Annotated in this window: 12 protein-coding genes and 1 pseudogene; 4 read left to right on the forward strand and 9 right to left on the reverse strand. The window is 66.7% G+C overall.

Annotated features, from left to right (window positions below):
• Nucleotides 1-45 precede the first annotated feature (45 nt).
• The 3 genes from HGB39_RS28080 to HGB39_RS28090 all read left to right on the forward strand — a co-directional run bounded on the left by HGB39_RS28080 (nucleotide 46) and on the right by HGB39_RS28090 (nucleotide 1961).
• Nucleotides 46-504: a very short patch repair endonuclease gene (locus HGB39_RS28080; protein ID WP_210753026.1), complete on the forward strand. Its 459-nt coding sequence runs from the start codon at nucleotides 46-48 to the stop codon at nucleotides 502-504.
• 141 nt (nucleotides 505-645) lie between these two features.
• Nucleotides 646-825, forward strand: coding sequence for a hypothetical protein (locus HGB39_RS28085; protein WP_064080957.1), 180 nt, complete (start codon nucleotides 646-648; stop codon nucleotides 823-825).
• Nucleotides 826-1304: 479 nt separating this feature from the next.
• On the forward strand, nucleotides 1305-1961 hold the full coding sequence (locus HGB39_RS28090) for a hypothetical protein (protein WP_064080958.1): 657 nt from the start codon (nucleotides 1305-1307) through the stop codon (nucleotides 1959-1961).
• Between the two features lie 11 nt (nucleotides 1962-1972).
• Here the strand turns inward: HGB39_RS28090 and HGB39_RS28095 are convergent, their stop codons facing one another.
• The 9 genes and pseudogenes from HGB39_RS28095 to HGB39_RS28135 form a co-directional block, all read right to left on the reverse strand.
• On the reverse strand, nucleotides 1973-2467 hold the full coding sequence (locus HGB39_RS28095; RefSeq protein ID WP_064080959.1) for a hypothetical protein: 495 nt from the start codon (nucleotides 2465-2467) through the stop codon (nucleotides 1973-1975).
• 137 nt (nucleotides 2468-2604) lie between these two features.
• On the reverse strand, nucleotides 2605-2781 hold the full coding sequence (locus tag HGB39_RS28100; RefSeq protein WP_168442968.1) for a hypothetical protein: 177 nt from the start codon (nucleotides 2779-2781) through the stop codon (nucleotides 2605-2607).
• A gap of 323 nt (nucleotides 2782-3104) precedes the next feature.
• Nucleotides 3105-3905 carry an N-formylglutamate amidohydrolase gene (locus tag HGB39_RS28105; RefSeq protein WP_064080960.1) on the reverse strand — a complete coding sequence of 267 codons (801 nt, stop codon included), beginning with the start codon at nucleotides 3903-3905 and terminating at the stop codon, nucleotides 3105-3107.
• 138 nt (nucleotides 3906-4043) lie between these two features.
• Nucleotides 4044-4754, reverse strand: a complete 711-nt coding sequence (locus HGB39_RS28110) for a DUF8176 domain-containing protein (RefSeq protein WP_210753027.1) — start codon at nucleotides 4752-4754, stop codon at nucleotides 4044-4046.
• Between the two features lie 24 nt (nucleotides 4755-4778).
• Nucleotides 4779-6011 carry a hypothetical protein gene (locus HGB39_RS28115; protein WP_064080961.1) on the reverse strand — a complete coding sequence of 411 codons (1233 nt, stop codon included), beginning with the start codon at nucleotides 6009-6011 and terminating at the stop codon, nucleotides 4779-4781.
• A gap of 111 nt (nucleotides 6012-6122) precedes the next feature.
• Entirely contained in the window at nucleotides 6123-7502 is a 1380-nt protein-coding gene (locus HGB39_RS28120; protein WP_064080962.1) for a CpaE/TadZ family protein, read from the reverse strand.
• Nucleotides 7503-7504: 2 nt separating this feature from the next.
• Nucleotides 7505-7852 (reverse strand): hypothetical protein, encoded by a 348-nt coding sequence (locus tag HGB39_RS28125; RefSeq protein ID WP_064080963.1) that lies wholly within the window; start codon nucleotides 7850-7852, stop codon nucleotides 7505-7507.
• A 152-nt stretch (nucleotides 7853-8004) separates the two neighbouring features.
• Nucleotides 8005-8707: pseudogene (locus HGB39_RS28130) on the reverse strand (FtsK/SpoIIIE domain-containing protein); the annotation flags it as partial.
• A 32-nt stretch (nucleotides 8708-8739) separates the two neighbouring features.
• Nucleotides 8740-10884 carry a type IV secretory system conjugative DNA transfer family protein gene (locus tag HGB39_RS28135; RefSeq protein WP_168442970.1) on the reverse strand — a complete coding sequence of 715 codons (2145 nt, stop codon included), beginning with the start codon at nucleotides 10882-10884 and terminating at the stop codon, nucleotides 8740-8742.
• 1189 nt (nucleotides 10885-12073) lie between these two features.
• Here HGB39_RS28135 and HGB39_RS28140 point away from each other — a divergent pair.
• A complete protein-coding gene (locus HGB39_RS28140) occupies nucleotides 12074-12385 on the forward strand; it encodes a hypothetical protein (protein ID WP_064080660.1) in 312 nt (103 codons plus the stop codon).
• The last annotated feature ends 39 nt before the right edge of the window (nucleotides 12386-12424 follow it).

The following is a 12424-nucleotide window of genomic DNA, read 5'->3' on the forward strand; positions in this document are numbered from 1 at the left end:
CCGGGGCATTGGGAGACCGAACGGCACTCGCGCTAGCCTGCGGACATGGCATCCGAGACGCGACCGCCGAGGAGCGGACGGAGTGCGCCGAGCTACGACGTCGTGGCGACATCGGCGGGCCGGTCACGCAACATGCAGGCCATCCGGCGCGCCGACACCAAGCCGGAGATTCGTTTGCGATCGGCCCTGCACGCGCTCGGGTTCCGATACCGCAAGGACTTCCCGATCCGCATCGACGGCAGGCTGATCCGTCCGGACATCGTGTTCACACGCCGGAAGGTCGTCGTGTTCGTCGACGGGTGCTTCTGGCATTCGTGCCCCGAACACGGACGCAATCCCACGGTCAATGAGCGCTACTGGTCCCCCAAGCTGCGACGCAACGCCGAGCGAGACAGGGAACAGACCCGGCTCCTGGAGTCGGCAGGCTGGCGCGTTCTGCGAATCTGGGAACACGTGCCCCTCGACGACGCGCTCGCCACGGTCACGGCTTCACTCACTGCCTGATCTGGTAACTGAGTGCCTACTCACCGCCAGACGCGAGCAGCTCAGCAGCCCTCGTCGCTGCCATCCCGACCGTGCATACGTCACGTGGGGTGTATAGACACCATGCTATGGTGTCTATACACCCCACGGAAGGACCACGAAATGCGCACACTCAACGACTGGATCCCCGCCCTCGCCGCCAAATACGGCACCCCCGACGTCGTCATGCACATGACCGCACAGCGCCAGGCCGGAAACCTCGGAATCACCTGGGCAAAAGACATGCCCACGAGTGACGTTCAGGCCGTCATCGACGCCGTCGATGCCCTCTACACCAAATGAGCAAAGGCACACCACAAAAGGCGATCCGTGTCGACCCGGAGCTATGGGAGACAGCGAAGCAGATCGCCTATCGACGCGACGAAACAATCTCCGATGTGATACGACGATCACTGCAGGAGTACATACGCGATCACAGCTAGTGAGCGAGGGCACCACGCGGCCTGCATACGCGCCTGCCGGACTATCACAAGGCATGGAAGACCTCGGCGTGGCCGAGAATTATCAAGCGAGAGAGAGTATTTAGCGGGAGATGAGGACGGCGGGAACCGAAGACTCCAATTGCGTGGGCTATCGGGTTCCACCCAACCAAACTGTCCTTCATCCGAATGATACTTGCCGTGTTTTCGTTCTCAGATATCGCCAAGTTCATGACGTGGGCACGGGACGGCAACCGTGTGTCGATCCCGACAATTGCGCACTACCTGGAACAATCTTCAAGCCGCTCGCACTCTAGCGGGTCGCCGTACTGGAGGTCGAAAATGAAAGCGTCAGCAATCTACGTGCTCGCGGCCGTCGCCTTCCTCACGGGATGCTCGACCGAAGGCACGGAGCCAGCCACAGCGTCGCCCGCCGCACCCTCGACCGAGTCAGCCGTCGGTGCACCTCCCCGGAACGCGCAGGGCCGGATAGAGAAGCAATTTGGCGAACCGGCCGGGCTGAACGACACCAGAACCGGACAACCCGCGTTCACCTTCACCGTGAGCAATCCTCGCACCAATCCTGAATGCACCGGCTTCTGGAATTTCGTCCCCGACCACCAATACCTGTTCGTCGACATCGAAGTCACCACGACCGACAAATACGCCGACGCCGTCACGGGCGCCAACAACCGCAGCATTAAGGCGATGGCAGACCGCAGCCTCAGCGCCGCAAACTGGCGGGCGGTGGGACCTGACGATGTGGTCCTCTCCAACCTGGTGTCCACCGCGGCCCTCAATTGCGACGAAATGAACGACGACGTCCTCCGTGAGCCGTTTGCGCCCGCCTCCACCTACCGTGGCAGCTTCGCCTTCGACGTCCCCGCCGGAACGAAGAGCCTCTACATCGACATGCTCGGCAAAGACATCGGCTGGGAATGGACGATCCCAGCCGAACTGGCCCCCGGAAGCTCACCAGGGGCAGCGAACGGCTTCTGAAGAACCAGCATCTACGTCCTCTTTTGTGTGGACCGGTAGGCCTTCGCCGCAGCGATACCGTCGTCGTAGTCGCTGACGTATTCACCGGCCGCCCGGTCATACAGTGAGCCGACCGCTGCTGGATCGTGGGCCATGAACACGACGTCGGGCCGTCCGTTGTTGTAGCGGCTGTAGGTGTCGTAGTCCCAGCCGTCGGGTGCGTAGTCATCGTTCCATGCAAGCCGGGCGACGGGGACGAATCCGGCGTCGGCATAGATGTTCGGCAGAACCGTGTCGAAGCAGTCGAGTCGCCTTCCTCCGAGGACGGTAGCCTGGCGGAGCATCGATGGTGCCGCGTTGGGATGCGCGCCGTCGTTGTGGGAGAACACCGAGACGACTTCATCGTCCTTCAGAGCGACGCCAGCTTTTCCATCCTCGGTGACCAGCATCCGCATTTCGGCATATTCACTCTCGCCATAGACGTAGACCGAGGATGCGTAGCGGTTGTTGCTGGTCAGTTCCAGCATTTGTGCCCGGTACAGATCCGCCTCCGACGGCGGTAGCTCGTACAGCGTCGGGCTCGAGAGCCCGCGCGCCGCGAAGTCGGCTCGTTCGGACTCAGGCCGGTTGTATGCGGCGAGCGGGTCGACGCGGCGGCCACCAATCAGAAGCCGAGGGCTTCGGCTTCCTCGATCTTCTCGTCCGTCCAGACCTGCTCGATCGCCTTGCGCTGCTCCGGCGGCAGATCGGGCGTCCACCGGTACTTCCGCCAGAACGCCTCCCTGCGCTCCTGCGTCATCTGCTCGTGATTCATGGTGGTCAGCTCCTTCGGTTTGGACATCTTTCCCAGCGTTCCGGGCGCGGTTCAGTGCTTCGATTTGGTTCGCACGCAGTCTGTCACCTGCAGCCAAGCGGCGCTCGAGGTCGCTTCGTGCAGGCCCGGCTTCGCTCTTGATCGCCGACCGCAGTTCTTGTTGGCCACCGGGTGTGGCGTCGTAGAGAGCTTGGATTTCGGCGTGGTTGGATTCGGCCTTGGTCAGCCGTTGCTGTAGGTGGACGGCGTTCGGATGGGTTTCGAGGTCTCGGCGGGCTTCGGTCAGCCGGGTAGCGGCGCGGTTGAGGCGGTTGCGCATGTGCGGGGTGCAGCGTGGTCCGGGCTTGGGTTTACACATCGGAGCCGACCTCGGTTGCGGTGTCGATGAGTTCGGCAAGGTGAGTGCCGAGCTGTGTGACCGAGAGTTTTCCGGGGCGACCATCGTCGGGCAGGTAGGTGTCGCGGCGCAGCTCGATCATCACGGCGGATACGCGTTCGTCGTGACCGTAGCGGTCGAGTGGCACGTAGCACCCGGCGTAGGGGGTGTTCTCAGCGATCTCTCCGAGGGGCCGGAAGACCCGGCGGGTTGCGCTCGTCAACCAGTCCGGTGTGTGAAGGGGATCCGTGCCGATGCACAGCGCTGGTCGCACCGCAGTCGGGTTCTCGAAGCCCGACGGGCGTTCGGGGTAGGAGTGCACGTCGATGATCACTGCTCGTCCGCATGCGACGATGCGGTCGGTGACAAGCTCGGCGACAGCCAGGGCGTACGGACGGAAGTACTCGTCGAGGAGCGCGTCAGTGTCGGCGAATAGTTCACCCCTAAGCCGCCTTCCGTCGCATGCGCGGGTGTAGACGGCACCACGACCAAAGGCAGTGGCCGGTTCAGAGGCATCGGGGAAGCGTTCGGGGTCGACGACCAGTCGGGACAAGGCGTTCTTCACGATCCACGGATGGGTGCGGGCGTGGTCGGCACCGAGTGTGGCGATCAGGTCGGTGTCAGTATCGGTGGCCTCGTCCAGTTCGGCGTCGAGTGCCGCGTCGTCGAGCAGCAGCTTTGCGCGGACGTGCGGGGGAATCGTGCGGGAGGCGTGCGGTACGTGCAGGATCACCGGCGATGACGAGTGACCTGGCAGGATCGAGAAGCTATTCATGCGTTCCTTTCGTGAGATCGGCTGGCGGACAACCTTGGCGGTAGGGCTGAACCGTGGCCGGTGGTCGAGCGCTCCGCCCGGACTACGTCCCCATTCGGTCGGGTCCGTTGGCTCTCACTCCACCTCGGGGCTGGCGACTCAGGTGAAGACATCGACGTACCAGCGCCCGTCGACCTTCTGGGTGGTCACGGTCTGGGTGCCGCGTTTGACCGGCTGGGCGGGTTGCATCACGGATAAATCGACGAGGTAAACCCCGTCGGACAGTGCGACGGTGCGGAGGCAATAGTTGGTGCCGATCGGGACCGCGTCTATGACCTTCTGCAGCTCGGGACCTGGCAGCACCGAGGAGGTGGGGGTGGCGAGGCCGCGGGCGGCTTCGCCGTTGCGCTGGCTGTAGTAGGCGTGGTTGAACGCTGCGATCACGCCCGCGCCGCTCTTCTGGTCACCGCGGTCGGCCCGGCATTCCCTGTCCGACGCGGATGTCTGTTCGGCCTGTTCGGGTTCGGGCAGGTTCAGGATGGGCAGCCCGTTCTCCTCGGCAGCTGCGGTGGCGCTGGTTGTGGCCGCGGTCGGTGCGGTTTCACTGTCTCCGTTGCGCAGCTGGCTGAAGGCCACCCCGCCGGTCACGGTGACGGCGGCCACCGCGACGGCGGCCACCATTTTCTTTCCCGGCCCGCGGCCGCCGCGGGCCGGCAGTAGAGGAGACCGGGGTGGGGGTGGTGGTGTGGCCGGGCCGCCGGGCGCCGTGGTGCGGGCGCCCGGCGGGTTGCCGGCGGTGGGTGAGCCGTCGAGGAGGTCGATCACGGCGGGATGCCGCGACGGCTTTCGGCTCAGGGTCGGCTTCTTCATGGTGTGCACCCGCCTTCCTCGGTGTCAGTTAGCGGTCGGAATTCCGCCGCCGATGGCGTTCGAGAGCAGGTTCCCGGCCAGGCCGGCGGTGGCGTCGGTGAAGAACGTGTTCAGGGCGCCATCGACCTGGTCGATGATCTGTTCGCCGCCGGGCTGGGCAGCGACGAAATCGCGGGCCTGCTGGTCGATCGCGGGCGCAGCCTGGGCTGTGTCCTGGACGGCGCCGGCGGCCGCCTGACCGACCGGGCCGGAGTTCTCCCAGTCGGTGAGCACGGTCTCGGTCTGTGCGGTCACGGCCTCGGAGTCGATGTCCGGTACCTCGATCTCCCGGGGTTCGCCTTTGTCGCCGGCGGCGATCGGGGTGACCGCTGCCACCGCGACCGCGCCACCGACGACCGCGCCGAGCGCTGCCGCGGGAAGCCCGAATGCCGCGGCCCCGGCCGCAGCACCGGCGCCGGTCGCGATGGCCCCGACCGGTGCCCAGCCGATGCCGGGGATGAACGCGTTGCCCGCGGTAGCACCCACGAGTCCTGCGACGGTGCCGACAGCGGCCCCGCCGGCGATGGCGGCAGGAACACCGGCGGCAGCAGCACCGGTGACCACTCCCAGCGCGCCGGCACCGACCTGTGCGGCGGCGATCCGGTCGGCCCGGTTCATTTCCACGCCGATCGACCGCCAACCGGTCGAGACCCCTGCCTGGACAACCGACATCGTGTTGTTGGTGCGGTCCCTGTCCAGGTCGCTGATCCAGTTCGGCTGCTTGATGTGCAGCTCACCCAGCCGAAGGGTGTCTCGGGGCGCGATGAACGGTGCGGTCGGCTCCACCGGGGTCGGCAGGTGCAGCTGGTCGAGCTGCACCGGCGCGAGGTAGTAGTTCTCCGGCTCGACATACGCATTGGTGTCGTAGTCGTAGTTCGGGAGCGGCTGGTACTCGATGTTCTGGTACTCGGCGGGCGGCTCGACCCAGTACACCGGTTCCGCCGGGGTCTCGGGCACGTATGCGGGCTCTGGTGTTGGTGTGGGGGTGGTGGTGGTTCCGCTGGGGGTGTCGCCGCCGGTGACACCTTCCTGGTTGCTGCCGCCGGTGACACCGCCCTGGATCGGGTCGGCGAACGCGGACGGGGACAGGGCAATGCCGGAGGCCAGGGCAGCGGTGATCACTGCCAGCGCGGTGGCAGCCTGGGTGGCGCTGCGGCGGCGGTGCCGGCCTCGGGCGCGGCGGGCAGCCCGGTTATCGGTGTTGATGTCGTTGCTCATCGAGCATCGCCTTTCATCTGGGTTCGCCCCATGGGAGGGCCGGATCTTCATGGAATGGGAAGGATCGGAGGTAGGACGGTCACGCCCGACCTGGCTGGCCGGGCCAGCGCATCAGCCCACGGCGCCCGCCATCAGGTCGACAACGGTGGCCGCGAACACGGTCAACGCGTCCTGCGTCTCCCGCCGCAACTGGCTGAGCGCAATGCGCTCGCCGGAGGCGAACAACGGCTCGAACGGCATCCGGCACACCCTCAGCGCGGGGAGCGCGTTGACAACCTCGATCTCGACCATCGGAACGTCCCCGGGCCCGGCGGTGATGACAACGACGGTGCGGGCGAAAACGTCGGGCCGGACTGCTGCGATCGTGGCGAGGGTGCGCTGGGCGGCCGCGGCGGCGTCGCGGCGCAGCGGAACCGGGAGTATCACCGCGTGCGCGGCCGTGATCGCCCAGCGCCAACTCCCGGCATGGCTGGAATTTCCGGTGTCAGCGACCAGGACGTCGCGGTGACGGCCGAGGATCGCCCCGAGCGCTGCGGCGTCGTCGTAGCTCAGGGGCGAGTCGGCCCCGTCCCGCTCGGCGATGATGTCGGAGCCGGACGGCTGACGCGTCAGGTAGCGGGCAAGCGTGGACGGCCGGACGTCGGTGGCCGCCGGGTCGATCGCAGCCAGCAGGCCGACCACGTCCTTGCCCGCGGCTGGAGGAACGGCCACGCGATCAGCGAAGCTGCCGCCGACTTCGCCGAGGTCCATGCACGTGACGGTGGCGGGGCCTCGGTGCTCGGCCAGCGTCTCGGCCAGGCTGATCGACATCGGGGTCTTGCCTACGCCGCCCTTGAGGTTGGCGAAGGTGATCACTGCGTCCTCGGGGAGCGGGCGGGCGATCGTTGTCTGCGAATCGCGCAGTCGCCTCTCGAGCGAGTCCGTCTTCGGTGCGAGCTTGAGTCCGAGTATGGCGTTGAGTCGGCCACGCACACCGAGCCGAGCAGGGTCGCTCGCCGCAGGGTTCGCGCGCGGCGCGGACAGCTGCGGGAGCACGTCCAACGGGCCCGCGATTGGGCCTGTGATCGGCTCGGTCGGCCGCTGCCCCACTGGGGAAGGCGTGGAGGCACCGAAGTGCGGCGGGGCCGCCTCGTAGGCGATCTGTTCGGCCGCCACGACCACCGGCCCGCCCGGCGGCGTGGCGACAGGCTCCGCCGCCACCGGTTCGGGCCCGGTCTGCGTGACGGTCGGCAGGGGCATGCTCAGGGCGCGTTCCTCCGTCTTCCCGTCCGGGCCGACGGTCAGGAACCGAGTGTCCTTTGCCGTCCGGTAGACGACCTCGACGTCAACGCCCTGGGTCTGCGCCATGTTGTGTAGGAACTCGTGCACAACAGTGGAGAGTGTTTTGCTCTCGTTCGCCTCCAGATTCATCGGAGGCACGTCGGCGTCCGCCAGGGTGGCGCGGGCAGTGGTCGTGGAGGTGATCTCGACATCAACGGTCGGCGGCGTCATCGTCAGCTGCCCCCGAAAGCACTGGCGCCGGACAGTGCCGTGTCCATGTCGTCGACGACGGCCTCGGCCGTTTCCAGCTCGGCGAGGGCCTTGTCACGGGCGCTTCCCTCAGGCAGCGCTTCGATGACGACGCGACGCTTGGACGAGGCGTCCCGGATCTCTGCGAGCCGCTCGCGGGTCAGCTCCTGCTCCTCACTGAGCTTGGTCAGCCACACGGGGACCGAGCTCTTGAAGTACTCGCGCAGCGATTTGATGACAGGGTCGTTCGCCCCCTTGGCGACGAACGGTCCGCGCAGCGCGGCCACGTCCTCGGTAGTCGGGGTGATCGACTGGGAGATACGGCGGCTCATGGGTGTTCCCTTTCGGTGGTGGTGTTGGTGGAGCTGAGGTCAGTCGCCCCGGAAGGCGTTGTCGAGGAAGTTCGGGAGTTCCCGCGAGTACCAGGTCATCGGCGTAAAGGTTGTTTCTGCTGGGGCCTGCTCAGGGGTTCGGATCTGCACGGCAGTGGGCCGACCGTCGTCGCCGAGCGCGATCCCGCGGCCCTTGACGGAGGTGTCGACCTCACGGCCGACAGTCGAGTCGCCCCACATCATCAGCGCACCGTCCTGCGACAGGTTGCCGAGACTGATGCGGGTACCGAAGTTGTCGCGCGCGTTCCCGGACGCGCCACCGAACAGGCTGGCGTCGGGGCGCTGCACACCAAGCAGCAGCCGGATACCGGCCGAACGGGCAAGGACGGCGAGGTCGGCCCACGCGCCGAGCGGGTCGAGTTCCTTGAGCTGTTCGCGGGTCTCGTCGTCACCGGTCTTGGCCAGGCGCTGCCACTTGCCGGAGAGGATGAAGAACTCGTCGAGGACCGCGATCATCAGCGGCAGCTGCGAGCCCTCGATCTTCATCTGGTGGATGTAGGCGTTGCGGGCCATCATCTCGGTGTGCAGTGCGCGCACGAATATCGCTGCGCGCAGTGCGTCGTAGATGATCGCGCCGCAGCCGGGGTAGCCCTCAAGGCCGTCGAGTTCGATCATCTTCGGATCGACGCCGACGAACGGAACTCCGCGGCGGGCGGCCTCGGTCAGCAGGGTACGGATCACCGACGTCTTGCCGCCACCGGTCGGGCCGACGATCAGGCAGTGCGGCCCGGCTGCGTGGGAGGAGATGTTCCAGGACAGGGTTTCACCACTAGCGGCCGTCGCGTAGGGCGGATGCATGTCGGTCCCTTCAGGCGGGTTCGCGGTGGTCATGCAGGCGCTCCTACGAGGTCGGGTTCGGGGAGGACGACGACGCCGGTGGCGTCGAAGGTGATGCGGGTCTTCACACGTCCGGTGCCAACGGTCAGGACGGTTTCGACGACCTCGCCCGTGGCGCCGCGGCGGACGTCGACCGAGTCGACGGTGACGGGGACGAGTTCGCCGTGGTCGTCGTCGACAAGGACGGTCTGGCCGGCCTCGACCGCGGAGGCGGGAATGACGTCCGAGAAGTCGGCATCGCCGGTGGGCGCGGCGTCCACAGTCGGTGACGTGGCGGACGGGCCGTCGTTGGTGGCGGTCGCGCCAATGACGATCGGCTCGGGAGCACGGCCGTGCCTGCGTGTCCGCGTGGCCAGGGCGCGTTCGGTTTCGATGAACGAGGCCAGCTCCTGCGAGTAGCAGGTGAACTGTGGGGCCTCGGTAGGTTTGAGGCCGTCGATGATCGCCTTCTCGCTCGCGGCGAGCTGGGTCCACTTGTTGGGGTGGCGGTCGACGTTGGGGGTCCACCACATCTGTGCGTCGACGGGGTTGCCGTCGTCGCCGAGCGCGATCCCGCGGCCCTTGACGGAGGTGTCGACCTCACGGCCGACAGTCGAGTCGCCCCACATCATCAGCGCACCGTCCTGCGACAGGTTGCCGAGACTGATGCGGGTACCGAAGTTGTCGCGCGCGTTCCCGGACGCGCCACCGAACAGGCTGGCGTCGGGGCGCTGCACACCAAGCAGCAGCCGGATACCGGCCGAACGGGCAAGGACGGCGAGGTCGGCCCACGCGCCGAGCGGGTCGAGTTCCTTGAGCTGTTCGCGGGTCTCGTCGTCACCGGTCTTGGCCAGGCGCTGCCACTTGCCGGAGAGGATGAAGAACTCGTCGAGGACCGCGATCATCAGCGGCAGCTGCGAGCCCTCGATCTTCATCTGGTGGATGTAGGCGTTGCGGGCCATCATCTCGGTGTGCAGTGCGCGCACGAATATCGCTGCGCGCAGTGCGTCGTAGATGATCGCGCCGCAGCCGGGGTAGCCCTCAAGGCCGTCGAGTTCGATCATCTTCGGATCGACGCCGACGAACGGAACTCCGCGGCGGGCGGCCTCGGTCAGCAGGGTACGGATCACCGACGTCTTGCCGCCACCGGTCGGGCCGACGATCAGGCAGTGCGGCTTGTTGGAGCTGGTGGAGACGTCCCAGTACATGATTCGGTCCGCGGCACCGGTCGCATACGGCAGGTGCCGCAGGTTCTCGTCGACCAATTCGAGCGGGTGGTCGACGCGCGAGGGCATCGCGGTGACCAGACGCATCACCAGGTGGCCCTTGTCGGGGTACCAGTCGGTGGTCCAGTTGCGGCCGGACTCGTGCTGCCCTGCCAGGGAGGCGAGGGCTTCTTCGACCTTGAGCTGGAAGCCTTTGGCGCCTGCGTTCATCGACTTCTCGAACGCAATCCGGTAGCCGGTCTCGACGCCGGCCTCGTCGACAGTCTCTACAGTGACCTTCGGGTCCTTGAAGATCGAGGCGTCATCGAGCGCGCCCTGGAGGACCTTCTGGCGGTCGGAGCGGGTGTCCGGGGTGATGGTCTTACGGGCGATGATGATGCGATCGTGGTGGGCCTCGTGGCGGACCTTGACCTCCCACTTGTCACTGCCGGGGAACGCGGCCGCGATCGCGCGGGAGACCTCCTCGAACTGCTTGGGCCGAATGACGGTGCCGCGGCGCAATGTGATCGTCGCGCGTCGGATCACACGCCACCCGGGCGGGAACGAGACGACGATCGTCTTCGGCAGGTGTCCGGTGCCCTGCCGGACCACCGATTCGAGCATCTGCGACCACCTGTGCGTGCGGTGGTGCAGGACGTCGACGATGACGAGCAGGACAGCGGCGGCGACGAGCAGCACCCGGTAGCCGTGCAGCTTCGTCAGTACCTCGACGACCGTCTCGTTGCCGGCGGCCGCCGACATCAGGCGCTGGGAGTACACAGCAACGCCCGCGGCGACGACGGCGATGGGCGAGAGCGGGGAAAAACGGCGGATGCGCGTCGGCTGGCCGTTCTCGCCGACCTCGTTGCCGCGACCGTCGCCGGAATCGCCGAAGATATCGCGCCACGTCGCGACCAACCAGTCCTTGAGTGGGTCGTGATTTCCGCTCACCGCCTGTGCCTTTCGATCGTCTCGATCCTGAACGCCGTCCGAGGAGGCGTCTTTGAGCACAGTGACAGAAACCCGCGATTTTCCTCAACGGGGTGTCCCCCTCGTGTGGCGCACCCCGGCGGTGCGGCGAACACCGCTCTCGTGCACGATCTCCAGGCCGGATTGCCGAACCCTCAACGCGTTCGACTCGCACCCTGACGGGCGCTCTGTTCACCGCCTGTGTGAGCGGTGGTTGCATCGGTATGTCGACTCTTGCGCCGGGGGCACTCTATCGACCGCTGTTCAGCACGCTCGTTCGAGCGCTCTGCGGGGCGTTCACCGAGTGCTTCACGGGGCAGTGTGAGGCGCGGGATTCAGCGCTCGCGCGAGTGCTTTTTCGAGTGCTTTTTCGAGTGCTTCGCCACGCGCGTCTGCGAGCGGGTGTGCCCGATCGACCGAGTGGTGTTGTGAGCGCCGCGGAAGGCGTGGACATGCGCGGCGGTGAGTGCTCGCCGCGGCACTGGTTCAAGCACTGCTCATAGCGTTGTACGTGGGTGTTCCGAATAGCGTTGGCGCTGAGCGCAATTCTGGATTACACTCCCCCCCAAGGAACGCCGGGGGGGAGTGGCCCCCGGAGGGGGTGGGCCTGGGAGGCGCTTTTTCGAGCGCTCGAATCCACCGCCGTTTTCACCGCGCATCTGAGCGCAGTCTCCACGCACCGGCTCACCGGGTGCTTGATCCGCTCGCTGCGCACCTGCCGCGTCAGCCCTTCTGGGCGCGGCCTTTGGACCCGCCGTCTGCACCGCGTGCGCACACCGCCCGACCTCACGCCCACAGAGCCCGTGTGTGTACCCATAGCCTCGAAGCTCCATCGCGCTCCTATACACGAGCCTCCAACCCCCTGCGCCCCATAGGGTCTGATCACCGCGACGACACACGGGCCGCCCCCATCGTTCGAATCACCGCGGGGAATCCCCTCACCCGCAGCCTGATTACCGGCTGCCCATCGAGGTCGTGCGCAGCCCCGCCCGTGCCGCCGCTGCGCGCCCGTCGCTGGGACGACATTCCCAGTACCCCACAGGCCCATCGGCCTCCGCCGATGACCCGATCCCGGCGCGGACACCCCGTTGAGATGAAAAGCGAAATCGACTTACGGTCGTGCGCATCCACATTCAGATGCACCTACCGAACTCAGCGATGGAGTGTGCTCATGTCCCTCACGTCCGCAGTCGCCGAACTGGCGACCACCCCGCCCGGAAGCGTCGACGTACTCGCCCAGAACACCGAAGTCACCACTGGCGGCCTGCGCGCGTGGATCGGCGACAACATCATCTTCACGATCCTCGCCCTGATCGCATGCGTCGTCCTCCTCGGCGGCCTGCGCGGCAACCTGTCGAAGGTCTTCACCGTAGGCGGTCTGTCGCTCGTCGGCATCGCGTTCTTCTCCCTCGCGAGCAGTGAGAGCGCCGCGACCGGCATCGGCAACTGGATTCTCGGCCTGTTCGGCATCCGAGTGGTCTGACCTGCCGTGCCCGATCACCAATCGACGATCGAAGGGAGC

This window comes from Rhodococcus opacus (assembly GCF_012396235.1).
Classification (GTDB): Bacteria; Actinomycetota; Actinomycetes; order Mycobacteriales; family Mycobacteriaceae; genus Rhodococcus_F; species Rhodococcus_F opacus.